The sequence below is a fragment of the bacterium genome, from assembly GCA_035945995.1.
Classification (GTDB): Bacteria; Sysuimicrobiota; Sysuimicrobiia; order Sysuimicrobiales; family Segetimicrobiaceae; genus DASSJF01.
In genome coordinates this window covers 26,611-49,949 of record DASYZR010000088.1, presented here as the reverse complement: position 1 = coordinate 49,949, position 23,339 = coordinate 26,611, and the positions used below count along the sequence as shown (strand labels likewise).

24 protein-coding genes are annotated in these 23,339 nt (G+C 71.4%); 13 read left to right on the top strand and 11 right to left on the bottom strand.

The genetic code is table 11. From position 1 onward, the window contains the following. The first annotated feature begins 23 nt into the window (after positions 1–23). On the top strand, positions 24–1,808 hold the full coding sequence (locus VGZ23_09420; protein ID HEV2357812.1) for an acetyl-CoA carboxylase carboxyltransferase subunit alpha: 1,785 nt from the start codon (positions 24–26) through the stop codon (positions 1,806–1,808). Positions 1,809–1,832: 24 nt separating this feature from the next. On the opposite strand, the gene VGZ23_09415 is transcribed toward VGZ23_09420, so the two are convergent. The 6 genes from VGZ23_09415 to cutA all read right to left on the bottom strand — a co-directional run bounded on the left by VGZ23_09415 (position 1,833) and on the right by cutA (position 7,725). Beyond that, positions 1,833–2,195 (bottom strand): hypothetical protein, encoded by a 363-nt coding sequence (locus VGZ23_09415; GenBank protein HEV2357811.1) that lies wholly within the window; start codon positions 2,193–2,195, stop codon positions 1,833–1,835. A 245-nt stretch (positions 2,196–2,440) separates the two neighbouring features. Then, positions 2,441–3,397 (bottom strand): DUF2877 domain-containing protein, encoded by a 957-nt coding sequence (locus VGZ23_09410; protein ID HEV2357810.1) that lies wholly within the window; start codon positions 3,395–3,397, stop codon positions 2,441–2,443. Positions 3,398–3,480: 83 nt separating this feature from the next. Continuing rightward, positions 3,481–4,053, bottom strand: a complete 573-nt coding sequence (locus VGZ23_09405) for a (2Fe-2S)-binding protein (GenBank protein ID HEV2357809.1) — start codon at positions 4,051–4,053, stop codon at positions 3,481–3,483. Further along, positions 4,053–4,937, bottom strand: coding sequence for a xanthine dehydrogenase family protein subunit M (locus tag VGZ23_09400; protein ID HEV2357808.1), 885 nt, complete (start codon positions 4,935–4,937; stop codon positions 4,053–4,055). Before VGZ23_09400 ends, VGZ23_09405 begins: the two co-directional genes overlap by 1 nt. Further along, complete coding sequence (locus VGZ23_09395) at positions 4,934–5,395, bottom strand: carbon monoxide dehydrogenase subunit G (protein ID HEV2357807.1); 462 nt, start codon at positions 5,393–5,395, stop codon at positions 4,934–4,936. The genes VGZ23_09400 and VGZ23_09395 overlap by 4 nt, the downstream gene beginning before the upstream one ends. Beyond that, positions 5,392–7,725, bottom strand: coding sequence for an aerobic carbon-monoxide dehydrogenase large subunit (gene cutA / locus VGZ23_09390; GenBank protein ID HEV2357806.1), 2,334 nt, complete (start codon positions 7,723–7,725; stop codon positions 5,392–5,394). The genes VGZ23_09395 and cutA overlap by 4 nt, the downstream gene beginning before the upstream one ends. A 42-nt stretch (positions 7,726–7,767) precedes the next feature. Here cutA and VGZ23_09385 point away from each other — a divergent pair, with 42 nt between their 5' ends. Genes VGZ23_09385 through VGZ23_09375 form a run of 3 tightly spaced genes read left to right on the top strand, consistent with a single transcriptional unit; the run spans position 7,768 to position 10,353 of the window. Further along, a complete protein-coding gene (locus VGZ23_09385) occupies positions 7,768–8,148 on the top strand; it encodes a GIY-YIG nuclease family protein (protein HEV2357805.1) in 381 nt (126 codons plus the stop codon). 1 nt (position 8,149) lies between these two features. Beyond that, complete coding sequence (locus tag VGZ23_09380) at positions 8,150–9,451, top strand: enolase C-terminal domain-like protein (GenBank protein HEV2357804.1); 1,302 nt, start codon at positions 8,150–8,152, stop codon at positions 9,449–9,451. Further along, complete coding sequence (locus VGZ23_09375) at positions 9,451–10,353, top strand: fumarylacetoacetate hydrolase family protein (GenBank protein HEV2357803.1); 903 nt, start codon at positions 9,451–9,453, stop codon at positions 10,351–10,353. Before VGZ23_09380 ends, VGZ23_09375 begins: the two co-directional genes overlap by 1 nt. Before the next feature lie 16 nt (positions 10,354–10,369). On the opposite strand, the gene VGZ23_09370 is transcribed toward VGZ23_09375, so the two are convergent. Both VGZ23_09370 and VGZ23_09365 read right to left on the bottom strand, forming a co-directional pair. Then, entirely contained in the window at positions 10,370–10,615 is a 246-nt protein-coding gene (locus tag VGZ23_09370; protein ID HEV2357802.1) for a glutaredoxin family protein, read from the bottom strand. Between the two features lie 82 nt (positions 10,616–10,697). Then, a complete protein-coding gene (locus tag VGZ23_09365; protein HEV2357801.1) occupies positions 10,698–11,102 on the bottom strand; it encodes a DUF302 domain-containing protein in 405 nt (134 codons plus the stop codon). Between the two features lie 313 nt (positions 11,103–11,415). On the opposite strand from VGZ23_09365, the gene VGZ23_09360 reads away from it, so the two are divergent. The 9 genes from VGZ23_09360 (at position 11,416) to VGZ23_09320 (ending at position 20,277) form a co-directional block, all read left to right on the top strand. Further along, entirely contained in the window at positions 11,416–12,390 is a 975-nt protein-coding gene (locus tag VGZ23_09360) for a MoxR family ATPase (GenBank protein ID HEV2357800.1), read from the top strand. Continuing rightward, positions 12,335–13,597, top strand: a complete 1,263-nt coding sequence (locus tag VGZ23_09355) for a VWA domain-containing protein (protein ID HEV2357799.1) — start codon at positions 12,335–12,337, stop codon at positions 13,595–13,597. Before VGZ23_09360 ends, VGZ23_09355 begins: the two co-directional genes overlap by 56 nt. Before the next feature lie 16 nt (positions 13,598–13,613). Then, the gene (locus VGZ23_09350) at positions 13,614–14,726 is read left to right on the top strand and encodes an XdhC family protein (protein ID HEV2357798.1); all 1,113 of its coding nucleotides are present in this window, start codon (positions 13,614–13,616) and stop codon (positions 14,724–14,726) included. A gap of 45 nt (positions 14,727–14,771) precedes the next feature. After that, a complete protein-coding gene (locus VGZ23_09345) occupies positions 14,772–15,365 on the top strand; it encodes a nucleotidyltransferase family protein (protein ID HEV2357797.1) in 594 nt (197 codons plus the stop codon). 76 nt (positions 15,366–15,441) lie between these two features. Then, a complete protein-coding gene (locus VGZ23_09340) occupies positions 15,442–16,557 on the top strand; it encodes an LLM class flavin-dependent oxidoreductase (protein ID HEV2357796.1) in 1,116 nt (371 codons plus the stop codon). A 185-nt stretch (positions 16,558–16,742) separates the two neighbouring features. Beyond that, positions 16,743–17,813: a hypothetical protein gene (locus tag VGZ23_09335; protein ID HEV2357795.1), complete on the top strand. Its 1,071-nt coding sequence runs from the start codon at positions 16,743–16,745 to the stop codon at positions 17,811–17,813. A gap of 43 nt (positions 17,814–17,856) precedes the next feature. Next, a complete protein-coding gene (locus tag VGZ23_09330) occupies positions 17,857–18,681 on the top strand; it encodes an ABC transporter permease (protein HEV2357794.1) in 825 nt (274 codons plus the stop codon). Positions 18,682–18,688: 7 nt separating this feature from the next. Next, entirely contained in the window at positions 18,689–19,468 is a 780-nt protein-coding gene (locus VGZ23_09325; GenBank protein ID HEV2357793.1) for an ABC transporter ATP-binding protein, read from the top strand. Further along, entirely contained in the window at positions 19,465–20,277 is an 813-nt protein-coding gene (locus tag VGZ23_09320; protein HEV2357792.1) for an ABC transporter permease, read from the top strand. Before VGZ23_09325 ends, VGZ23_09320 begins: the two co-directional genes overlap by 4 nt. On the opposite strand, the gene VGZ23_09315 is transcribed toward VGZ23_09320, so the two are convergent. From VGZ23_09315 to mobB, 3 genes are all read right to left on the bottom strand, one after another. Then, positions 20,216–21,034 (bottom strand): class II aldolase/adducin family protein, encoded by an 819-nt coding sequence (locus tag VGZ23_09315; GenBank protein HEV2357791.1) that lies wholly within the window; start codon positions 21,032–21,034, stop codon positions 20,216–20,218. The genes VGZ23_09320 and VGZ23_09315 overlap by 62 nt on opposite strands. Positions 21,035–21,068: 34 nt before the next feature. Further along, entirely contained in the window at positions 21,069–21,434 is a 366-nt protein-coding gene (locus tag VGZ23_09310) for a hypothetical protein (GenBank protein HEV2357790.1), read from the bottom strand. 62 nt (positions 21,435–21,496) lie between these two features. After that, positions 21,497–23,272: a molybdopterin-guanine dinucleotide biosynthesis protein B gene (gene mobB, locus VGZ23_09305; protein HEV2357789.1), complete on the bottom strand. Its 1,776-nt coding sequence runs from the start codon at positions 23,270–23,272 to the stop codon at positions 21,497–21,499. Positions 23,273–23,339: the final 67 nt, after the last annotated feature.

Sequence of the window (23,339 nt, the reverse complement as noted above, 5' to 3'; positions counted from 1 at the left end):
GGCCGCGCCGTTAAGATGCCATCGTGCGACGCGTCCTAATGTTCGCGCGGCCGCGGCAGGTGCCAGCGCCGGTTCCGTGCCCCTCGTGCGGGCTCACCCACCCGCCGCAGGCGCTGGGAGAGCGGCTGTACGTGTGCGCGGGGTGCGGACGCTACCTCGCGATGCCGTCGCCGGCGCGCATCCGCATGCTGGCCGATCCCGGCACGTTCCGCGAACTCGACCGCGGCCTCATCTCCGTCGATCCGCTGCAGTTCATCGACCGCAAGCCGTACCGGGCGCGGTTGATCGAGGCCCGCCGGCAGACCGGGCTCCGCGAGGCGGTGACGACCGGCCTCTGCCGCATCGGCGGCCGGCCGGTCGTGCTCGCGGTCTTCGACTTCGAATTCCTGGGCGGGACGATGGGCTCGGTCGTGGGCGAGAAGGTCGCGAACGCCTTTCAGCACGCGACCCGGCGCCGGCTCCCGCTTGTGAGCGTCGCGGCGAGCGGGGGCGCCCGGATGCAGGAAGGCATGCTCTCGCTCATGCAGATGGCCAAGGTGGCGGCCGCGGAGGCCCGCCACGACCGCCACGGCCTCGCGTTCATCTCCATCCTGACGGACCCGACCTTCGGCGGCGTCACGGCCAGCTTCGCCAGCCTGGGCGACGTCATCGTCGCGGAGCCGGGCGCACAGATCGGCTTCGTCGGGCCGCGCGTGATCGAGCAAACGACCGGGACGGCACTGCCGCCGGACTCGCACCGCGCGGAGACGCTCGTCCGTCACGGCCTCGTCGATCTGATCGTCCCGCGGGAGCGCCTCCGCGAGACGGTGTCCTATCTCGTCAGGCACCTCGCCCGGGGGGCGGTCCCGAGTCCCCGCCGCGGGCCCGCGCCGGCGGGGGTCCGCGGCCGAGCGCTCGCGGCGTGGGAGGAAGTGCAGCTGGCGCGGCACGTGTCGCGTCCGACCGCACTCGACTACATCGCGCGCATGACCACGGACTTCATCGAACTGCACGGCGACCGGCAGGGCCGCGACGACCCGGCGATCGCCGGCGGGCTCGCGGAGTTCGACGGCCAGACCATCATGATCGTCGGCCAGGAGCGCGGCGGCACACTCGAGGCCCAGGCGGACCGGCACCGGGGGATGGCCGGCCCCGGCGGCTACCGCAAGGCCCTGCGGCTCGCGCGTCTCGCCGCCAAGTTTCACCTGCCGGTCGTCACGCTGGTCGACACGCCCGGGGCCGATCCCAGTTACGAGGCCGAGCGCGGCGGCATCGCCCTCGCCCTCGCGGAGAACCTCGCGGTGATGACGGGATTGCCGACGCCGATCGTCGCGGTGATCATCGGGGAAGGGGGCAGCGGGGGCGCCCTGGCGCTGGCCGTCGGCGACCGCGTGCTCATGCTGGAGCACGCCATCTACTCCGTGATCTCTCCGGAAGGCGCCGCCGCGATTCTCTACCGCGACGTCGCGCAGGCCCAGGCCCTGTCCACGGCGCTCAAGATCACCGCCTCCGACCTCAAGCGTCTCGGCGTGATCGACGAGATCGTGCCCGAGCCGCCCGGCGGGGCGCATCTCGACCACGCAGCCGCGGCCCAATCACTTGCGGCCCACGTGGCGGCGGCCCTGCGCGCCCTGCGCCGCACCCCGGTGCCGAAGCTGGTCGACCGCCGGTACGAGAAGTACCGGCACATCGGGCGGACGGGGATCTACTGGCGCGAGGTCGTCAGGAGCGAAATGCAGGACGCGCTCGACGCGCTGGCCCGGCGGTTCCCGCGCGGCGAGGGCCCATGGCGGCGGGTGCGGACGGAAGGGGACACCCGGCCGACGTAAGCGACGCCACGGAGGCGGATCAGATCAGGATCGCGAGAGGATAAATCCCCCACTCGTTTGCGCGTCGGTGTACCAAAAGCCGGTGATTCTCTTGCCATCGTCGTCGATCATGCCCAGGATGCGGCCGGTTCTCGGAAGTCGCACATGGGGCGCCAGCGGCGCGGCGCCGCCGGGCAGGAGCGGTCGTACATTATTGAGGTTCCCGTCGATCAAGGATCCGTTGACCGTTGCGTCGACATCGGCGGAGACCGGTACAGTCACGAGATCCTGAAAGGTGAATTGCCCCGACACCTGGTTCATGCTTTGAGTGAGTTTGGCACTGACCCTTCCAAGGTTCGAAGTACCGCCGATGATCCCGTGCCAGTTGCCCCCGAACCGTCCCGCCATGCCGTCCTCCCCTCATCGAGTCCCGGGCCAATCCCATCGAGTGTCATTATACAAGACTATAGCGAGGCTCGATGGAGGAAAACGATAAGTTTGGCGCAAGCAACGACCGCGTCTTCGTTCGCTCAAACAGGGCTCGGTGGTGGACTTATGTCGGCTGCCGCGGCGTGGTGCGGAGATACCCGCGGACGACCAGTTCCAGTCAAGTCAGGTGTGCTTCGCTTCTTCCTCCCGCAGCGGTAGGTCGCTTACCCAGCCGGCGGGAGCGGCTTCGACACCGCGACGGGTCCGCCCGCCGGCACGGGGATCCGCCACGCCGCCGCCGCCCCGCCCTGGAGCACGCCGATGCCGACGAGGAAGCCGGCCAGCATGTCGGCCCCGGAGGTCTCGCCGGTCATCAGGACCGGTACCACCGTCTCGACGATCCGGGCGACGTCGCCCGCGGTCAGCGCCGCCAGCAAGGGATGCCAGCGTTCGCCCACCTGCCCGTCGTACGCGGCCCGCAAGAAGGCGCCGCTGATTTCGTGCGTCCGCGGCGCCGCGGTCTCCACGAGCAGGGTGGCGATCGCGTTCAACGACGGATCGAGGCGCTGCTCGCGCACCAGCGCGAGCGCCAGCAGGATGCCGGCGATGAAGTCGTCGCCGGCCGGCGTGAGGCCCGGTCCGAGGCCGGCGAGAGACGACGTCACGACCTTGAGGCGCCGCCGGTCCCGCTGGGCCAAGGACTCGACGAGTCCGCCGATCAGGGCGTGGCTGCGGGGAAAATGGGCGACGCGCTCGAGCGCGTCCGGCAGATCTTCGTCCTCGAGGTGGGGCAGGAGCCGCGCGAGGCTCTCCTCCGGGGCCCGGCGCGCGATCTCCCGGTACAGCGCGGCGAGGCCGCGCTCCAGGGCGGCCTCGTCGGCCGGCGCCGCGTAGGCCTTGGGATCCCAAATCGCTGCGCGCTCGAGGCCGATCGTAATCACTTCGCCGACGCCCAACCGCGCGCCGTTGGAGGCGAGACTCGTGCCGAGGGTCAGGCCGTTGAAGAGGTGCGCGGGTTCGGCGGGGATCACGAGATTGAGCGGACCGTTGCCGAGCGGCTGCCGCACGATGGCGTAAATCTCGTCGTCCTCGTCGGTCACATACACGCTGTGGGGGTGGACCGCGATGACCTCTCCGGTCCATCCCTCCTGGCGGATCGCGCGGGCGACCCGCCAGCTCATCGAGACTGCATCGATGGTGTGATCCATTGCCGTGATCTCTGGTCGTTCATCTCCTTCGTCCGTCTAGGGTGGCGCCGCCGGCGCTACCCTGATGTTCGCCGGCGCTGCGGGTGTTCGGGAGTTCGCCGACGTCCGCCCGCGCCCTTCTTTGCGGCCGCCCGGCCGCCGCCCCGTTCCGGGGCGGTCGAGACGAGCGCCTCGGCGGCCGCCGCGACGGCCTTGACGATATTTTGATACCCGGTGCAGCGGCACAGGTTCCCGGCGAGGCCCTCGCGGATCTCGCGCTCGGTCGGACGCGGATGCTCCCGGAGGAAGGCGACCGCCGTCATCAGGAACCCCGGCGTGCAGAACCCGCACTGCAGGCCGTGGTGTTCCCAGAAGGCCTGCTGGATCGGGTGCAGGCGATCGCCGTCCGCGAGGCCCTCGACCGTCCGGAGGTCCGCGCCGTCGGCCTGCACCGCAAACAGCAGGCACGATCGGACCGCGTCGCCGTCCATCAGTATTGTACACGCCCCGCACACGCCATGCTCGCACCCGAGGTGCGTGCCCGTCAACCCGCAGTCTTCGCGGATGAAGTCCGCCAGCGTCCGGCGCGGCTCGACGCGGCCGCGATACGCGCGGCCGTTGATCGTGAGCGCGACGTCGCGCGGCGGCATCACGCCGCCTCACCGCGGCGGCGTCCGCCCACGCGGCCGAGCGCCTCGCGCAGCGCGCGGACCGTCAGCACGCCGGCGATGTGCCGGCGGTAGTCGGCGGAGGCGTGCAGATCGCCGTCGGGCTCGATCGCCGCGCGCACGGCGTCGGCGGCCTCCTGCCACAGCGGCTCGGACGGCGCGCGTCCCGCGAGCAGGCGCTCCGCCGCCCCGGCGCGGACCGGGGTGGGTCCGACGCCCGTCAGCGCGATGCGCGGGTCGGCGATGGCGCCGCGGCGGAGGGTGACGACGACGCCGACGCCCGCCAGCGCGAAGTCTCCGTGGCGCCGCGCGATTTCCATCCAGGACCATCCCGCGCCGCGGGGCAGGGCGGGGATGCGGACCTCGATCAGGAGCTCGCGCGCGTCGATCGCGGTCGTCAGGTAGGTCACGAACAGATCGGCCGCCCGGAGGGTCCGCGCGCCCTCCGGCCCGCGCACGGTCACCTCGCCGTCGAGGGCGGCGAGGACCGCCGGGATCTCCGCGGCGGGATCCGCGTGCGCGATGCTGCCGCCGATGGTGCCCCGGTTGCGGATCTGCGGGTGGCCGACCCACCCGAGGGCGTCGCGGAGCAGGGGGCACCGCGACGCGACGAGCGGGGAGCGTTCCGCGGCGCGCTGGCGGACGAGCGCGCCGAGCCGCAGCACGCCGTCGCCGCCGAGGCGGTCCAATCCGCGCACCCGGTTGATGTCGATGATCACCCGGGGACGCGCGAGGCGCATGTTCATGAGAGGCACGAGGCTCTGGCCGCCGGCCAGTACCTTCGCGTCGTCGCCGTGGGCCGCCAACAGGGCCACCGTCTCGTCCACCGCGCGGGGGGCGTAGTACTCGAACGCGGCCGGCTTCACCGGTCCCCCCCGGCGGGAGAGGGCGCGCCGAACTGCTGCTCGAGGCATTTGAAGAACTGCCCGATCAGCATCTTGCCGACGCCTCCCAGCATGCGCTGGCCGACGCCGGCGATCAGGCCGCCGATCTGGATGTCGCCGGTCCATCGGACCAGCGTGGCGCCGCCCTGCGCCTCGAGATCGACGATCCCTTCCCCTCTCATGAATCCGGCGCCGCCGGTGCCTTCGAGCAGAATTCGGCAGTGCGCGGGCGGCTGCTTGTCGGTGATCTGGAGCGTGCCGGCGTAGGTGCCCTTGACCGCGGCGATGCCGATCGACATCGTGGCTTGGTAGGCGTCCGGCCCGGTCTCTTTGAGCTCTTTGAGCCCCGGCGTGCAGCGGCGCAGCACCTCCGGATCGTTGATGGCCTTCCAGACCGTCTCGACCGGAGCGGGCAGCGTCGTGGTGCCGTCGAGTTTCATGCGGACCTCCGGGCGTTCGTCATGAGATGGTACAGCCGGCTTGGATTGAGCGGCATGGCGGTCACGCGCACCCCGAGGGGCGCGAGTGCGTCGTCGATCGCCTGCGCCACCACCGCGGGCACGGGGATCACGCCCGCTTCGCCGGCCCCCTTGACGCCCAGCGGGTTGAGCGGCGACGGCGTCTCGAGATGATCGACGTCCACCGCCGGCAGGTCGGCGGCCGTCGGCAGCAGATAATCCATAAACGTGGTGCTGAGCGGTTGGGCCTGCTCATCGTACACCAGCTGCTCCCAAAACGCCCCGCCGAGTCCCTGCGCCACGCCGCCGTGGATCTGACCCTCGAGAATCGCCGGGTTGATCACCCGGCCGCAGTCGTGGACGACGACGTACCGGTGGAACGTGAGCGTGCCGGTCTCCGGATCGACCTCCACGATGCACGCGTGCACGCCGGCGGCGAAGGTCCCCTGCGGCGGCGCGAAGTAGCGGATCGCCTCGAGGCCGGGCCCGTCCCATTCCGCCGGCATCGCGAACCGGAGCGGGTTGGCCGCCAGCGCCACGTCGCCGAGCGGAACCGCGCGTCCCGGCACGCCCCGGACGAACGCGGCGCCGCCGGCGAGTTCGATCTCGGCGGCCGGCGCCTCGAGGAGACCGGCCGCGACGAGCTGGGCCTTCTCGCGCACGGCCTTGGCGGCCAGGGCCACGGCGTTACCGGCCACCGTCGCCGCGCGGCTCGCGAACGTGCCGGTGCCCCAGCCGAACAACCCGGTGTCGCCGGTGTGCACGATCACGTTGCGCGGCTCCACGCCGAGCACGTCGGCGGCGAGCTGCGCGAAGGACGTCGCGTGTCCCTGGCCCTGGGTGCCGACCCCGGTGGCCACCGCGACCCGTCCGGACGGCTCGACCGTCACCCGCGCGCCTTCGTACGGTCCGATCCCGGTGCCTTCGACGTAGCAGGCGACGCCGAGCCCGGCGTGCCGTCCTTCCGCCCGCAGGGCCTCCTGCCGCGCCGGCCATCCCGTGTAGTCGATCATCTCGAGCGCGCGCGCGAGGACCGCGGGGTAGTTGCCGCTGTCGTAGCGCAGCGGCGCCTGGTCCTGATAGATGAGCCCGACGTCGTACGGGAAGGCGTCGGGCGGGATCAGGTTGCGGCGGCGGACCTCCGCGCGGTCGATGCCGAGCTCACGCGCAACGCGGTCGAGCAGCCGTTCCATCACGAACACGCCGTGGGGCCGTCCGGCGCCGCGGTAGGGGCTCACGCTGGTCTTGTTCGTAAACACCGCCTGGAACTCGCAGTGATAGGCCGGCAGCCGGTACGGGCCGGGCAGCGTCGTGCTCGCGACGATCGGCACGATGAGCCCGTACGGGTTGTACGCCCCGGCGTCGTACAAGAACACCGTGCGCACGGCCAGGATGCGGCCGTCGGCATCCACGGCGATCTCCGCGTCGTGGATCTGCTCGCGCTCCTGGTTGGTCGCGACGAAGTGCTCGCGCCGGTCTTCGATCCACTTCACCGGCCGCCCGAGGCGCATCGCGGCGAACGGCACCAGGACCTCTTCCGGATAGAACATCATGACCTTGGGCCCGAATCCCCCGCCGACGTCGGGGGCGACGACCCGGACCGACTCCTGCAACAGCCCGAGCATCCGCGCCAGCCCGTTGCGAATCGGGATCGGGGCCTGGGTGCTGTCCCAGACGTCGAGATGGCCGGCGCGTGGATCCCAGACCGCGACGACGCCCCGCGTCTCGATCGGCGAGGCGGTGCCGCGGTCGAGCACCAGCCGCTCCGTGAAGCGGTGCGGCGCCCGCGCGAACGCCGCTTCCACGTCGCCGACCCGTTGCGTGTACCGCGCGCCGACGTTCGAGTCCATGTCGTCGTGCACACGCGGGGTGCCGGGGGCCACGGCCGCCTCGAGCCCGGCGACGGCGGGGAGCGGCTCGTACTCGACATCGACCAGGTCGAGCGCGTCCTCGGCGGCGTACCGGCTCTCCGCGACGGCGAAGGCGACGGCCTCGCCGGCGTACCGGACCGTGTCGGGCGCGAGCGCGTACTGCGTCTTGTGGTGCACGAGCGCCGGATGAGGGATCAGCTTCGGCAGGGGACCGTTGAGGGCGCCGAGGTCCGCGGCGGCGTAGACGGCCAGGACACCGGCCGCCGCCCGCGCCCGGCGGAGGTCGAGGCGGCGGATGCGCGCGTGCGCGTGCGGACTCCGGAGGACCGCGCCGTGCAGGAGCCCATGGATCTGCACGTCGTCGACGAACAGCCCGTGTCCGGTCAGCAGGCGGGGATCCTCGTTGCGGGCGATGCGCGCGCCGAGGTAGCGCGTGCTCATGCGATCGCGAATCGCGCGTTCATAGGGATGCGTCTGCCTTCGATGGCCCCGCAGGTGATTCCTATACCGGCGCGAACCCCCGTCGCGATGGCCACCCGCCTGAAACCTCTCCGCCGCTACTACGTGTATCTGCTCCGCTGCGGTGATCGCAGTTACTACACCGGCTACACCACCGATCCCGGCCGGCGCTTGGCGGCGCATCGCGCCGGCCGCGGAGCGCGATATACCCGGGGACGCGGTCCGCTGCGCCTCGTGGGAGTCTGGCGGTGCCCGACGCTTTCCGCGGCGCTCCGGGTGGAGCGCCGTCTCAAGCGGTTGCCGCGCCCGATCAAGGCCCGCCTCGCGCAAGGCCGGGCGCCCGACGGTCTCGAGGGCCTGCTCCGGCGCGCGGCCGTCGCCCGGGTCCGACACCACGGAGGCTGAGATGCCGACCACCGTCACGGACGTGATCGTCCGCGACATCCGGTTCCCCACCTCGCGCGACCTGGACGGCTCCGACGCCATGAACCCCGACCCCGACTACTCGGCGACGTACGTCGTGCTCCGGACCAACCACCCGGGTCTCGAAGGGCACGGCCTGACCTTCACGATCGGCCGGGGGAACGAGGTCTGCGTCGCGGCCGTCCACGCGCTGGCCCCGCTCGTCCGCGGGCAGGCGCTGGCCGCGTTCGCCGACGACCCGGGCGCGTTCTGGCGCATGCTCACCGGCGACAGCCAGTTGCGCTGGCTCGGTCCGGAGAAGGGCGTGATCCATCTCGCCACGGCCGCCCTGGTGAACGCGGTCTGGGACCTCTATGCCAAGAGCGAAGAGAAGCCCCTGTGGAAGTTGTTGAGCGACCTTGCGCCCGAGCAGATCGTCGCGGCGATCGACTTCCGGTATCTCACCGACGCGCTCAGCCCCGCCGACGCGCTGGCGCTGTTGCGGCGCCACGCCGCGACCAGGCGCGCGCGGGAGGCCGAGATGCTGCGCGACGGGTTCCCGGCGTACACGACGTCGGCCGGCTGGCTCGGCTACCCGGACGATAAGGTGCGCCGGCTCTGCCGCGAGGCGGTGGCGGCGGGATGGACGCACGTCAAGATGAAAGTCGGCGTAAGCGTCGAAGACGACGCCCGCCGCGCCGCGCTGATCCGCGAGGAGATCGGTCCCGACCGGGCGCTGATGATGGACGCGAACCAGGCCTGGGACGTCGGGACGGCGATCGCCCGCATGGCCGCGCTCGCCCGCTTCCGCCCGCTGTGGATCGAAGAGCCGACGAGCCCGGACGACATCCTCGGCCACGCCGCCGTGGCCCGCGCCGTGGCGCCCGTGGGGGTGGCGACGGGAGAACACGTGCACAACCGGGTGATGTTCAAGCAGTTGTTCCAGGCCGGCGCGATCCGGTTCTGTCAGCCCGACGTCGCGCGCCTCGGCGGGGTCAACGAGATGCTCGCCGTCCTGCTGCTGGCCGCCAAGTTCGGGATTCCCGTCTGCCCGCACGCCGGCGGCGTCGGGCTCTGCGAGTACGAGCAGCACGTGTCGCTCTTCGACTACATCGCGGTCTCGGCGTCCCTCGAGGGCCGGGTTTTGGAATACGTGGCGCATCTGCACGAGCACTTCGCCGATCCCGTGGTGATCCGCGGAGGCCGGTATCTGCCGCCGACCCGCCCGGGATTCAGCATCACGATGCGCCCCGAGTCGCTCACCGCGTACGAGTTTCCGGGCGGCCGCGTCTGGCGGGAAGCGTGATGCCGATGCGGCTCGCCCGAATCTGGATCCCGGGACAGGGCGCGAACCTCGCCGTCTGCGAGGGCACGGATGTCCGGCCGCTGGCGGCCGCATCGGGCGCTCCGGTCGCCTCGCTCGACGAGCTGCTGCGCCCGGCCGGGGCGGGCGTCCGCGCCGCCGCCGCCGTCCGGAGCCTGCCGGCGCGGGGCGCCGCGTACCGGTACGACGACCTCGACCGGGCGCCCGACCCCGCGCGTCCGCACCTGCTGCCGCCGGTCGTGCCGCCCGAAGTGTGGGCGGCCGGCGTGACGTACGAACGCAGCCGGGAGGCGCGCCTCGCCGAGACCACGACCATCGGGATCTACGACAAGGTTTACGACGCCGAGCGGCCGGAGGTGTTCTTCAAGGCCACCGCCTCGCGGTGCGTCGGGCCGAACGTCCCCGTGGGCGTCCGCGCCGATTCGCGGTGGACCGTCCCGGAGGCGGAGCTGGCGGTGGTGCTGGACGGCGACGGGACGATCGTGGGGTACACGCTCGGCAACGACATGAGCGCCCGGGATATCGAGGGCGAAAATCCATTGTACCTGCCGCAGGCCAAAATCTACCGGGCCTGCTGCAGCCTCGGCCCCGCCATCCTGCTGACCGACGATCCCGGGGAGCCGCGGCTCACGCTGTGGTGCCGAATCTTGCGGGGCGGCCGAGAGGCGTTCCGGGGGGAGATCGGGACCTCGCGCCTGCACCGCCGGATCGCCGATCTCGTCGATTATCTGCGCCGCGCGAACGACATTCCGGCCATGACGGTGCTGCTGACGGGCACCGGTATCGTCCCGCCCGACGACTTCGCCTGCGAGGACGGCGATGTGATCGAAATCGGGGCGACGGAGATCGGCGTGCTCAGGAATCCCGCCGTGCGCGTCGTCTAGCCGGCCGGCGCGGCGGTCAGGCCCGGCCGGCGCGCCGCAAGATCGACCGGAGCGCGGGCGTCGTGACGATGCCCCAGGCGACTTCACGCCCGTCCAGCACGACGACGGGGATCTTCTCGCGGTACCGGGCGAAGAGCTCGGCGTCCCCGGTGATGTCCACGTGCTCGATGCGAAACGGGAACTCGTGCCGCAGGCGCTCCAGGATGGCCGTCGCCTTGTCGCAGAGGGAACACGCCGGTTTGCCGTACACGACCACGGTCATGTGAGCACTGCACCGCGTCCAATGCCGGTGCCCGCCGGTGTCGTTCCGCGCCGGCGAGAGACATTCCCTGCGCGCCGCGAGATCAGGCTGCGCTCAGTTTGTCGATGACCCGGTGGAGCCGCGCCGCGGCGTCTTCGGCGATCGGGCGCAGGGCTTCGTTGCCGACGATCCCCAACGCGGCGACGGGGTCCAACACCGAGACGACGGAACCGGCGCCCTCCTCGTAGACGATGACGTTGCAGGGTAGGATCAGGCCGATTTCGGGCTCGGCCTGGAGGGCGCGATGCGCCAACGGCGGATTGCACGCGCCGAGGATGACGTACTTTCGGAAGTCTGCGCCGAGTTTCTCCTTGAGCGTCTTCTGCACGTCGATCTCGGTCAGGACGCCGAAGCCTTCCGCCTTCAGGAGGTCCCGGGTTCGCGCCACCGCCTCGGAATAGGGCAGCGACACGGCGGTTCCAAATCCGTACCGGGTTTGCGTCACCATCGCGGCCACCTCGTCGGGGTCTCGCCGCGCTTCACCGCCCGCGGCGATTATGCGGTCACATGGCGTTCTCCTTGATGATCTGCCCGCGCACGCTGCCGAACAATCGGGACGGCACCGGAGCCGGGGATCGGGTCCCGGGCGGATGGGAGCGGGCGGTGACGAGGCGTCGCCTTCGCCTCCCGCTACCGCCCGTAGCCCCGCGCCCGACCGGTCGCGCCGCCGCCCGGGCGTGGTCGCGGGACGACCTGGGGCCCGCGCCACGTTATGCTATCATGAGCCGGTACTTTGCGGCCGACAGTCGTGGAGGGCGCGCGTGACACAAGCGGTGCGGTACCCGGAGGGGTTCGGGGGCATCCCCCAGATCGTCGAGATCCTGGCCCGGCAGGGCTACATCGCCGACCGAGAACTGGCGACGTCGGTGCACCTGAGCGTGGTGCTCCACAAGCCGCTCCTGATCGAAGGCGCGGCCGGCGTGGGCAAGACCGAGGTGGCCAAGGTGATGGCCCAGGCGATCGGGACGGAGCTCATCCGCCTCCAGTGCTACGAGGGCCTCGACGTCCATACGGCGCTGTACGAGTGGAACTACCAGCGGCAGATGCTGCGGATCAAGCTCGAGGAAGCCACCGGCCGCCCCGTCGAGGAAAAGGAGTCGTTGATCTTCAGCGAGCCGTTCCTCCTGAAGCGACCGCTCCTGCAGGCGATCACCGCGGATCGCGCTCCCGTCTTGTTGATCGACGAGGTCGACCGCGCGGACGAGGAGTTCGAAGCGTTCCTGCTCGAGGTGCTCTCGGACTTCCAGGTCAGCATTCCGGAGATCGGCACCATTCGCGCGCGGCAGGTGCCGTACGTCGTCTTGACCAGCAACCGGACCCGGGAGCTGAGCGACGCTCTCCGCCGGCGCTGCCTGTACCTCTGGATGGACTACCCGAACTTCGACAAGGAGCTGCGCATCGTGCATGAGCGGGTGCCGGGCATCGATGAGCGGCTGGCCCGCCAGATCTGCGGCTTCATGCAGCTGGTGCGCCATGCGCCGCTGGACAAGGTGCCGGGCGTCGCCGAGACGCTCGACTGGAGCGCCGCCCTGATGGCGCTCCACCGCGATCACCTCGACCCGCAGGCGATCACGGAAACGCTCGGCTGCCTATGCAAGGATCAGGAGGACCTCGTCCGCGTACGGACGCAGTATCTGCGTCCGATCCTCGACGCGGTGGAGACGGCGGAGGCGAGCGGCGATGGATGGACGCCCGAGCGAACCACCTCGCTGGCAGCCCAGCTTCCCCAGCGCTGATCCCCCGCTGCGCTGGGCGCGCCCCGGCAGCCTCGCAGCAAACCTGACGCTCTTCGGGCGGCGGCTGCGCGGCCGGGGCCTGCTCGTCGGCCCGGCCGAGATCGGCCTCGCGCTCGCCTCACTCGAGACGATCGACGTCGCGGACCGCGACGCGGTGCGTCTCGCGCTGCGCACCGTGCTCTGCTCGCGCGCGGAAGACCTGCCGGCGTTCGATGAGGAATTCGAGCGCTTCTGGCAGGCCCCGGCGTTCGGGCCGGTGATGCCCTCACCGGACGAGGACGCGGCCGAGACCGACGCCGCCGGCGCCGCGCCGGAGGCCGCGCGCGGCGACGTCGCGATCACCGATTGGGCGGAGGAAGGCAGTCCGTCCGAGGACGAGCGCTCCGTGCCCGCGTACAGCCCCGCCGAGCTCCGCGCCGCCAAGGACTTCAGCGCGTTCGCCGCGGACGACCTCGAGGCCATCACCGAGCTCATCATGCGCATCGCCCGCCGCATCGCGATGCGGCTCTCCCGGCGGATGCGCGCCGCGCGTCGCGGCGAGCTCGTCGACCTCCGCCGCACCATGCGGCGCAGCCTGCAGTACGGCGGGGACGCCGCCGCGCTGGTCTGGCGCCGCCGGAAGATCCGCAAGGTCCGGATCGTGCTGCTCTGCGACGTCAGCGGCTCGATGGACGTCTACAGCCGGTTCCTGGTGCAGTTCGTCTACGCGCTGCAGGGCGTGGTGGGGCGCGTCGAGTCGTTCCTCTTCAGCACGTCGCTGACGCGGGTGACCGACGCACTCGCGCACCGCGACATCCGCCGGGCGCTCGCGGAGGCGTCGCGCTACGTGCCGGACTGGTCGGGCGGAACGAAGATCGGCGCGTCGCTAAGGACCTTCAACGAGCAGTACGGATCGCTGGTAGACGGCCGGACGATCGTCGTGGTGGCGAGCGACGGCTGGGACACCGGTGATCTCGACGTCCTGGTGTCGGCGATGCGCGTGCTGCGGGCGCGGGCGGGCAAGGTCATCTGGCTCAACCCGCTGCTTGGCAGCCCCGGGTACGAGCCGGTGACTCAGGGGATGGCGGCCGCGCTGCCGTTCGTGGACGTCTTCGCCTCGGCCCACAATCTCGCCAGCCTGCGCGTGCTGGAACGGCACCTCCGCCGGCCCCGTGGCGCGCGGGGGGTCCGGCGGGCGCCGGCGCGCGCGCCCGCCAGCGCGAGATAGCGCGAGGAGGGGTGGCATGAGGGAGTTGCGGGACATCCTCGATGCGCTGGCCGAGGCGCAGGCCCGCGGAGAGCGGGCCGCGCTCGGCACCGTCATCCGCGTGCGCGGGTCCACGTACCGCCGGGAGGGCGCGCGGCTGCTGATTCGCGCGGACGGCGGCACCGTCGGGTCGGTCAGCGGCGGCTGCCTGGAGGGCGACATCGCCGAGATCGCGCGGGACGTCCTCGCGACCGGCCGCACCCGCCTCGCGCAGTACGATCTCACGTCGGACGACGACGCGGTGTGGGGGCTCGGACTGGGTTGCAACGGCGCCATCGACGTGTTGATCGAGCCGGTGCCGGGCGATCTGCTGGCGCGCCTGCGCCGGGCGATCGACGAGCGCCAGACGCTCGTGCTCGCGACGTTGATCGCCGGACCGGACGGCCTGACTCCCGGGGCCCGGCTCTACCTCGCGGAGGACGGCGCGCCCGAGGGCTCCCTCGGCGATCCGGCCCTCGACGCGCGCGCCGTGACCGCGGCGCGGACGCAGCTCGACGCACACAAGTCGGCCGTGGTCACGCTCGAGGGTCCCCGCGGGTCCGCCGACGTGTTTGTGGAAGTCCTGGTGCCGCCGCTCCCGCTCCTGATCTGCGGCGCCGGGCACGACGTGATCCCGGTCGTTCGGCTCGCGCACGAACTCGGCTGGTGGGTGATGGTGGCCGACAGCCGGCCGGCCTATGCGACGCGCGCGCGCTTTCCGGGCGCGGACGAAGTCGTGCTGGCCGACGACGCGGACGTGCCCCGCAAGGTCCGCATCGACCGCGACACGTTCGTCGTCGTGATGACGCACAACTTTCTCCACGACCGGACACTGCTGCGCGGGCTGCTCGAGACCCCGGCCCGGTACATCGGCCTGCTCGGACCGCGGGCGCGGACCGACCGGCTGCTCGCCGACCTCGCCCGCGAGGGAGTGACGGTCGACGAGGCGAAGCGCGCGCGGCTCTTCGGCCCGGTCGGGGTGGACCTCGGCGCGGAGTCGCCCGAGGAAATCGCCCTCAGCATTCTCGCGGAGATTCTCGCACTGCGGAACGCACGGCAGATCGCGTCCCTGCGGGAACGCGGCGGTCCCATCCACGCGCCTACGGCGTGAGCCCGTACGGGCCCGCGGCGTGGGCCGGCGCGTTCCGGGCGTAACGTGATCGCGGCGATCGTCCTTGCGGCGGGACAATCCACACGCATGGGCCGGCCCAAGGTTTTGCTGTCCCTCGCCGGCCGGACGCTGCTCGCGCACGTGATCGCCGCGGCGCGGGCGTCTCAATGCGACGCCGTCTTCGTTGTGACGGGCGCGCGGGCCGACGCCGTGCGGCGTGAAGCGGAATCCCTCGGCGCGGCGGTCGTGCACAACCCACGCTACGCCGACGGGATGGGGACGTCGCTCGCGGCCGGGATCGCGGCGCTTCCTCCGGACTGCGAGGCCGCCGTCGTGTTGCTCGGCGATCAGCCCCGCGTCGGCGCGCCCGCGATCGACCGTCTGATCGCGGCCCGCCGCGCGACCGGGAAGGACATGATCCTGTCGCGGTACGGCGACGTCGCCGGTGTCCCGGCACTGATCGCGCGCCCGTTGTTCGCGGAGGCGGCGGCGCTCACCGGGGATACCGGGGCGCGGGGCCTCGCCGCGGGGCGGCCGGATCGCGCGGCCGAGGTGGTGCTGGCGCCGGACGAGGCGTGGGACGTGGACACGCCGGACGACTTTGCGCGGCTCCGGCAGGCCGTCGAGCGCGAAGGATGATCGGCCGGATGCGGCGGCCGGAGGGAATCCCGTCCTCGTTGTAAACTAGGACCGCGTGGCCGTCGCGGAGGGTGCCGTGAACGTCGAGCTCGGTCTGTTCATGATGCCGTTTCACCATCCGAGCCGGAACTACGCCGCGGTCCTCGAGGAAGACCGTGAGGCCGTCGTGCTGGCCGACCGGCTCGGGTTCACCGAGGTCTTCGTCGGCGAGCACTTCACGTCGTGGACGGAGTGCATCAGCGATCCGCTGATGTTCTTCGCGACGGTGCTCGAGCGGGCACCCGCCATTCGGTTCGGCACCGGTGTCCTGAACCTGCCCCAGACGCATCCGCTCAGCGCGGCGGCGCGGGCCGCGCAGTTCGATCATCTGTGCCGCGGACGGTTCATCATGGGCGTCGGTTCGGGCGGGCTCGTGAGCGACCTGGAGGCCTTCGGCGTCACAGATGCCGAGGCCCGCACGCGCATGCTGACGGAAGCCGTCGAGATGATTCTGAGGCTGTGGACGCAGGATCCGCCCTACGACCTCCGCGGCGACGCGTGGACGATCGCCCTGCGGGAGGGGATTTGGCCGGAGTTCAAGGTCGGATGGGCGCTGCGGCCCTATCAGCGGCCCCACCCGCCGATCGCCCTCTCCATCGTGACGCCCAACTCGGCCAGTGCGCGGGCCGCGGGGGAGCGGGGATGGATTCCGATCTCCGGCAACTTCTTTAACCGCCGGTATCTGCGGAGCCACTGGGAACGCTATGCTGAAGGCTGCGAGCAGGCCGGCCGGCGGCCGGACCCCTGCGTCTGGCGTGTCGCCCGGTGCGTGCTCGTCACCGACACGAACGCGGCGGCGGAGGCGTATCTGACCGATCCGGACAACGGGCTGTCGTACTACTACGAGTTCTTCCGCCACAGTTTCGGGGTCGGCCGAAAGGCCCTGTTCATGATCAAGCCGGACCTGGAGATGCCGGACGGTGCCGTCACGGTGGACGGGATCAAGCGCGCGCAGGTCATCGCCGGCAGTCCGGACCGCGTCCTGGACCAACTGGTGGCGCTCCGAGACGAGATCGGTCACTTCGGCGCGCTGCTCGTGACCGGGCACGATTGGGATCAGCCGGAGTTGTGGCGCCGCTCGATGGAACTGCTGGCCACGGCGGTCATGCCGCGATTCCGGCAACACGCCGCCGCCTTCAAATCGCGAGCCTGAAGTCCGTTGGGTCGGGGACTCGGGCCCGTCCCGTCCGGCGCGCGCCGCGCCACGAAGGGTGTGCCGCGTCCGGATCGAACCTCCTCCGAACCGGCCTCGTTCATGGATCGGAAGCCCGGCCCGGCACGGGCTCGAAAGCCGGAGAGCCCGGCGCCGGCGGAACCTTCTCCAGGGGGTGGACGCCGATGAGAAGATCCGCAACAGCGAGAATCAGGACGGGGCTGTTCGCCGCCGCCGCCGTGTGCGCGCTGGCGCTGGCCGCGGCGGGAACTGGCGCCGGCGCCGCGGGGGTCTCGTCGCCCGCCGCGCTCGTGTTCAACGCCGACGGTACGCCTGCCCTGCGCGGGCTTACGGTGCACATGGGCAACGCCGCGGGCGATACCCACCTCGCCGACACCGTCGTCTACATTGCTGTGCAGAAGTTGAAGCAGTGGGGCGCCAACGCCGATCTTCAGCTCGGCAACAGCAACACGACGGAGCTGGCGGTCGTGAGCGGCCAGCTCAACGCGACGGCCGGGCCGATGCCCACCTGCCTGAACGCCGGCCTGGACATCTTCGGCAACAACCAGGTGCACGTCGACTACGTGATGGTCTCCAAGACCTTGTCGAGCCTCGGGCAACTGAAGGGTCACCTGATCGCGATCGCCACCGACGCTTCGACCGACAACTTCCTGCTCGACAACGCGCTCGCCCAGGTTCACCTGACCCGCCCCGACGTCCGCATCGACCTGACGGGATCCAGCAGCGCCTCCGTGAACCAGATGCTGCTCGGCCGGGTCGACGCGGCGTTCATTCACGCGGACGGCCTGCTGAAGCTCAACAAGACCGGCCACTTCAACGTGCTCGGCGCGACCGCGGACATCGCGCCCTGGTACGCGGACAGCTATTTTTGCGCCACGCCGGCATGGCTCAAGGCGAATCCGGGGACGGCGGAAGCGCTGGACCTCGCCTGGCTGAGCGCGGCCAAAGTCTTCGACACCGACCGGGCGGCGTGGGTCCGGTACGCCCAGGACTACACGAAGCACTCCAACAGCGAGGAAGTGGCCGGGGGAGCCTACGATTCCCTCGCAAAGGCCAAGCCGTGGCCGGACGACGGCAGCGGCATGGCGCTGCCGACGCTGAAGCTCAACTACGATTTCGCGATGAAGAAGGGCCAGATCAAAGGGGAGGGCGACCGGCCGCTTCTGCAGTGGGCGGTCGTGGCGCCCTGGAGCGCCGCCGTCAAGCAGTTCAAGAGCCACGAGAGCGCCTATTGACGGTCCGCGGGACCGCCGACAACCCTAGGAGCCGTTCGCCGCGGTGAGCGAGACGTCAACCGGCGTGCTGGCCGCCCCCGCCCGCCGCCGCGCGCGGGCGGCGGGATGGCGCCCGGACGAGATGCTCCGGTTCGGGTCGCTCCTCGCCGTGTTCGCGGCGTGGCAGGCGTCCGGGCTGTTCTTGAACCGGATTTTCATCTCCACGCCGTCGATCGTCGCGCGCGACTTCGTGGGACTCGTCGCCGCCGGCACGCTGCCGCGGGCGTTCCTCCAGAGCGCCTTCGAGATGGCCCTCGGGTTCAGCGTGGCGGCGACGCTCGGGATCACGCTCGGCGTGCTGATGGGCCGGATCAACCTGCTCGAGCGCACCCTCGATCCGTTCGTCAATTTCTTCAACGCCACGCCGACCATCGCGCTGCTGCCGCTCATGGAGATCTGGTTCGGCATCGGCTTTTGGGCGCGCATCTCGTTCATCGTGGTGATCTCGCTGTGGACCATGCTCATCAACACCCTGAGCGGTGTGCGGAACGTGAGCCGGCAGTACGCCGAGGTCGGCGCGGCCTTCGGGCTCAGCCCGTTTGAGGCCACGCGGCAGATCTTCCTGCCGGCCGCGGTGCCCTACATTCTCGCCGGCGCCCGACTGGCGCTGGCCCAGGCCGGCGTCGGCATGATTCTCTCCGGGCAGGAAATCGGCGAGGCCGGGCTCGGAGGTCTCACCGAGAACTACGGCTCGTACTTTCAGACCGGTCACCTGATCGCGGCCATCGTGTCGAGCACCGCCCTGGTGATGCTCGCGTTCTGGCTGCTCCGGCGCACCCAGGCCCGGCTCTTCCCCTGGATCGCCGCGACCTCGGCGGGACGGAGGTGAAGCGCCGGTGAGCGGGATCGTGATCGAGGTCCGGAACGTGTACAAGGATTATGTCGGCGTGCACGGCGCGGTGCGGGCGCTCGCGGACGTGAGCCTCGAGGTCCGCGAGGGGGAATTCCTCAGCCTGGTCGGGCCGAGCGGCTGCGGCAAGACGACCCTTCTACGCATCATCGACGGCATCACCCCGCCGTCGCGGGGAGAGGTGGTGTTCGACGGCCGGCGCCTGGAGGGCGTCTCCCGGGAGATGGCCTTTGTCTTTCAGGACATCAACCTGCTGCCGTGGCGCTCGGTCGTGGAGAACGTGGAGATCGGCCTCGTGGCGCGCGCGGTCGGCCCCGAGGAGCGGCGGCGCCGGGCGCTCGAGACCCTCGAGCTCGTCGGACTGCGGCCCGTCGCCGGCGCCCCGCCGTACACGCTGTCCGGCGGCATGCAGCAGCGCGTCGGCGTGGCTCGCGCGCTCGCGATCCGGCCCAAGGTGCTGCTGATGGACGAGCCCTTCGGCCACCTCGACAACTTTACCCGGGAGGTCCTCCAAATCGAGATCGCCAAGTTGTGGCGGCGGCTCGGGATGACGGTGGTGTTCGTCACCCATGACGTGGACGAGGCGATCTTCCTCTCCGACCGGATCGCGCTCATGCAGACGGGGCCCGGCCGGCTGACCGAGGTGCTGGACGTCGGGATGCCCCATCCGCGCTGGGAGTTCAACGTCCGGGCCGATCCCCGCGCCATCGCGCTCCGCGAGTCCATCATCGAGCGTCTCCACGTCCTCCGCGGGGTGATGGTGTGAGCGTTCGGGCCGCCGCGCGGGACGCCGGCGTCCCACGGGGAGGGGGCCGCGTTCCGCGCAACACCGTGCCCGCCCTCGCCGTCCTCGCCGTGCTGGGGATCTGGCAGCTGTCGGGGTTGTTCCTGAACCCCATCCTCGTCTCGACGCCGTCCGAGGTCGCCCAGGATCTTTACTGGCTCGTCCGTTGGGGGGCGCTGCAGCTGGCGCTGGTGCAGTCGCTTCAGGAGATGTTGATGGGCCTGTGCGCGGGCCTGACCGTCGGCATCGGGCTGGGGGTGCTGATGGGCCGGTACGCGGCGGTGGAGACGGTCCTCGCGCCGTACGTCAACTTCTTCAACGCCACCCCGCTGGTCGTCGTGATCCCGCTACTCGTCATCTGGGTGGGCATCAGCATCAAGGCGCGGCTCCTGTTCATCTTCCTGGTCACGCTGTGGCCCGTGCTGCTCAACACCCTCGCCGGCATCAAGAACGTGAACCGCGGTTACGTGGAGGTCGGCATGGCGTTCGGGTTGTCGGAGGCGCAGATCGTGCGCTGCATCAGCCTTCCCGCCGCCGTGCCGTACATTCTGACCGGCGTCCGGATCTCGGCCGGTCTCGCAATCATCGGCATGATCGTCAGCGAGATGGAGGTCAGTTTCGTCGGACTCGGCTTCCTGCTGCTCCACTTCGGGTCCGCGTTCGAAACCGGCCGGCTGCTGGCGGTGATCATGGTTTCCTCGCTCTTCGGCATCGCCAACGTGCTGGCGGTCAAGTGGGTGCAGACCCGGTTCTTCCGGTGGATTGCCGCGACCGCCGCGGGCGGGATGTAGCCCGCCGGCGTCCCGCGCCTCCGTCCTCCTCGAGTCTCCAGGCCGACGGCAGCACGCCGCGCGCCCGGCCGCGGCCGGTGTAGTCGCGCCACAACTTGGCGACGTGGCGGGGACGGTCGAACTCCCGCAGGAAGTCCCTGATCTCCTCCGCGCGCAGCGGCAGCACGCGCCCGAGGAGGGCGGCCCGATACATCGCCGCGGCGTTCTCGACGAAGTGCACGGCGTCGGCGAAGACGGCCGGTACGCTCTCGGCCACGACCACCTGGCCGTGGGCGCGGATCAGCAGGGCGTGATGGTCCGCGAGCGTCGCGGCCACCGCGCGTCCCCGCGCGGAGTCGCCGACGTGCCCGGGATCGGGGTGGATCGGGATGCCGTCCGCCCAGCGCGCGGCGTGGTTCTTGACCGCCGTCAGGGCGACACCCTCTACGAGCGTGAACACGGTGCTCAACTCGTCGTGCAGGTGCGCCACCGCGTGGACGTCCGGGCGGGCCCGCAGGATCTCACCGTGCAGATACACTTCCGCCGGCGGCCGGATTTCCGCCGTGCCGCGTCGGACCGGGCCCGCGAGCACGGCGCCGTCGAAATCGCACGTCAACAGGTCGTCGGGGTCGAGCCCGGCGCGGCGTTGGTCGAACGGCTGAATCAGGAAGGCGTCGCGTCCCGGCAGCCGCGCGCTGACGTGGCCGCTGTAGTCGAGGATTCCCAGGTCGGCGAGAAGCCGGGTGCAGGCCGCGATCTGCTCGCGCAGGCCGTTCACATCTGAGTGCGGGAGGGTCCCGTGCCCCTAGCGGTTACCACTCGTCGTCGCCCTGGGGCTCCCACTCGTCGTCATCCTCGACGATCTGACTGCGGGGGTCTTCGTCCTCGCCGAGCCAGTCCAAATCCTCGTCGTCCTCGTGCTGTGCGGTCTGGACCGGCTCATGCGTCGCCTCGGTCTCGAGGACCTGACCGTTGCGGGGGGTCACCGGTGTCCCGGGCTTGGCGGACGTCCCCCGGCTGTCGCCCCGGCTGACGCGGGGCGGGCGGGGCAGGCGGGTCGCGGGCTTGGACGCGCGGGCGCTGGCCGTCTTGCGGCCGGTCCGGGTTGTCGTCCGGGCGGCCGTCCGTGTCTTCGCCCGTGCCGTCGATTTCCGCCCACGTACCGCCTTCCGGGTCATGCGTCCACCTCCATCCGGGAATCACGCCTACCTATTATACTGCCGGAGTCAACACCGGCCGGTCAGCCGCGCGCGGGCACCCGAGGGAGCAGCGTCACGATCCTGGCGGCGATGCGATCAAGCGTCGTTTCGAGTGCGGCATCGGACAACGCGGTGACGGCGGGAATCGTCATCCACGGCTCGCCGGAATCCGCGTCCGGCTTGGGCGATCCCACCTGGATCACGGGATGGCCCGCCGCCCCGAAGCCTTCAACAAGGACGAGGTCCGGCGCGGCGGGTCCGCCGCCACGGGCCGGGCCTCGGAGCAACGATGACAACGCCATCTCGCCCGCGATCCGCACCGTGGTTTCGGATGGGCCGGCCAGCACGACGCGCGCCGCGCCCGCGTCCAGCATGCGCGCGCTGTCGCTCTGCGGGCGGTCGATCTGGAAGCCGTGCGCGGCGTGCTTCACCGCGTTCACCCGAAGGCCGCGTGCCGTGAAACGTGTAATGAGCCCGGCGACGACCGCCGTCTTGCCGCTGCCGGACGCGCCCAGCACGCCGATGACGAGCGGGCCCGGCGTCGAGGCGGGAAGGCGCAGGGATTCGCGGTCCTCCGGGCGGTCCAGGCGGAGAACTGCGACGGGCGATCCGGGGGCAAGCGGCGGCGTTCCCGCGGGCAACAGCACGAGCGCGTCGGCCGCGGTCAGCAGCGTGAGACGGCCGAGGGAGGAATTCGTCAACGCGTGGACCGTCCGCCCGCCGCGCTCCGCGTCGAGGCGTCCCCATACCGCGCGGAACCGGTCGGTCGCCAGCGGCCATCCGCCGTCGAGGGCCAGCAGCTCAACCGGCCGGACGGCGAAGCGCGCGCCGGCCAGCCGCCGCAGCACCGGCCGGACGAGCAGGTGGAACGCGGCCAGGCACGCGACCGGCGTGCCCGAGAGGCCGATCGCCCACGTGCGTCCCGCCCGCGCGGCGAAGAACGGACCGCCCGGCTTCAACTCGACGCGGCCGGCGTACCGCCGGGCGCCCAGGTCGAGCCAGGTCCGATGCACGAGATCGTGCCGGCCCACCGACACGCCGCCGGTGGACAGCACGACGTCGTAACGGTTCCGCATCGCGGCGAAGGCGCGCGCCAGCTCGCGCGGCCGGTCGGGCAGAATGCCCCGGTAGTCCACGGCGCAGCCCGCGGCGGCGAGTTCGCCGGCGAGCATGACCGCATTGCTGTTGACAATGCAGCCGGGCGGCGGCGGAGGATCCCCGGCGGTGAGCTCCACCAGTTCGTTGCCGGTCGCGACGAGCGCGACGTGCGGCCGGCGATGCACGGAGACCGCGCCGACCCCGGATGCCGCCATGGCCCCGGCGGCCGCGGGCGGGATCGGCTCACCCGGCGAGGCCAGCACGTCGCCGGGTTGAATGTCCTCGCCGGGGCCGGCGACATGGCGCTTGCGCGGCACGCTCCGTTCGACGTAGATCGCGGCACCGTCGGTGCGGACGGCCTCGAGCGGGAGCACGCGGTCCCCGCGACGCGGGATGGGCGCGCCGGTAGTAATGGTCCATGCTTCGCCCCGCGCGGGCCCGGGGCCCGGGGGCTCGCCCATGACCGATGTCCCGGTGATTTTCAACGTCACGGGCCGGCCCTCGGCGGCCCCGCGGACGTCGCCATCGTGGCACACGACGCCGTCCATCGCGGCGCGGGAGATACGGGGCACGGCAACGGGCGCGCGCAGGCGAGTCGCAACGATCCGGCCCGCCGCCTCCCAGACCGACACAGTCTCGGCCGGAAGCGGCCGGGCCACCGCCAGGAGGCGTTCGAGGACTTCTTGCAGGTCGGCGCCCGGCGCGCCGTGAGCCGCCACGGCCGGTCTTTTCCACTGTGGTACGGCCGGCGCCTCCTCCCCGCGCCTCGCGCGGGCCTGCCCCGCG

What these genes read in the sequence shown, in the direction of transcription:
- VGZ23_09415 (HEV2357811.1), bottom strand. Translation starts at nt 2,195, where the DNA reads ATGGCGGGACGGTTCGGGGGCAACTGGCACGGGATCATCGGCGGTACT.
- VGZ23_09410 (HEV2357810.1), bottom strand. Translation starts at nt 3,397, where the DNA reads ATGAGCTGGCGGGTCGCCCGCGCGATCCGCCAGGAGGGATGGACCGGA.
- VGZ23_09405 (HEV2357809.1), bottom strand. Translation starts at nt 4,053, where the DNA reads ATGCCGCCGCGCGACGTCGCGCTCACGATCAACGGCCGCGCGTATCGC.
- VGZ23_09395 (HEV2357807.1), bottom strand. Translation starts at nt 5,395, where the DNA reads ATGAAACTCGACGGCACCACGACGCTGCCCGCTCCGGTCGAGACGGTC.
- cutA (HEV2357806.1), bottom strand. Translation starts at nt 7,725, where the DNA reads ATGAGCACGCGCTACCTCGGCGCGCGCATCGCCCGCAACGAGGATCCC.
- VGZ23_09385 (HEV2357805.1), top strand. Translation starts at nt 7,768, where the DNA reads ATGGCCCCGCAGGTGATTCCTATACCGGCGCGAACCCCCGTCGCGATG.
- VGZ23_09380 (HEV2357804.1), top strand. Translation starts at nt 8,150, where the DNA reads ATGCCGACCACCGTCACGGACGTGATCGTCCGCGACATCCGGTTCCCC.
- VGZ23_09375 (HEV2357803.1), top strand. Translation starts at nt 9,451, where the DNA reads ATGCCGATGCGGCTCGCCCGAATCTGGATCCCGGGACAGGGCGCGAAC.
- VGZ23_09370 (HEV2357802.1), bottom strand. Translation starts at nt 10,615, where the DNA reads ATGACCGTGGTCGTGTACGGCAAACCGGCGTGTTCCCTCTGCGACAAG.
- VGZ23_09365 (HEV2357801.1), bottom strand. Translation starts at nt 11,102, where the DNA reads ATGGTGACGCAAACCCGGTACGGATTTGGAACCGCCGTGTCGCTGCCC.
- VGZ23_09355 (HEV2357799.1), top strand. Translation starts at nt 12,335, where the DNA reads ATGGATGGACGCCCGAGCGAACCACCTCGCTGGCAGCCCAGCTTCCCC.
- VGZ23_09350 (HEV2357798.1), top strand. Translation starts at nt 13,614, where the DNA reads ATGAGGGAGTTGCGGGACATCCTCGATGCGCTGGCCGAGGCGCAGGCC.
- VGZ23_09335 (HEV2357795.1), top strand. Translation starts at nt 16,743, where the DNA reads ATGAGAAGATCCGCAACAGCGAGAATCAGGACGGGGCTGTTCGCCGCC.
- VGZ23_09310 (HEV2357790.1), bottom strand. Translation starts at nt 21,434, where the DNA reads ATGACCCGGAAGGCGGTACGTGGGCGGAAATCGACGGCACGGGCGAAG.